The organism is Bacillus sp. SIMBA_074 (assembly GCF_046534555.1).
GTDB lineage: Bacteria > Bacillota > Bacilli > Bacillales > Bacillaceae_G > Bacillus_A > Bacillus_A mycoides.
Genome location: NZ_JAWRYM010000590.1, coordinates 1 through 268 on the forward strand (window position 1 = coordinate 1; position 268 = coordinate 268).

Genomic DNA, 268 nt, shown 5'->3' on the forward strand with positions numbered 1-268 from the left:
CTGCTCGCCTTCCGTCCGGAGGTGCAGGAACCCGCCGACTTCGACGCGTTCTGGGAGCGGACGATCGCGGAGGCGCGAGCCGCGGGCGGAACCCCGGAGCTCACCCCGGCGGACACGCCGGTGACGCAGCTCATCGTCGAGGACCTGGTGTTCCCCGGCTTCGGCGGCGAGCCGGTGCGGGCCTGGGTGTCGCGTCCTCTGAACGCCGACGGACCGCTCCCCGCGGTGGTGCAGTTCCAGGGCTACGGCGGCGGGCGCGGCATCGCCG

The 268-nt window shown here is 74.6% G+C and carries 1 protein-coding gene; it reads left to right on the forward strand.

The genetic code is table 11. The features are described from left to right. Nucleotides 1-268: acetylxylan esterase (locus SB773_RS32100; RefSeq protein ID WP_410594393.1), on the forward strand; the 268-nt coding region annotated here is incomplete at both ends.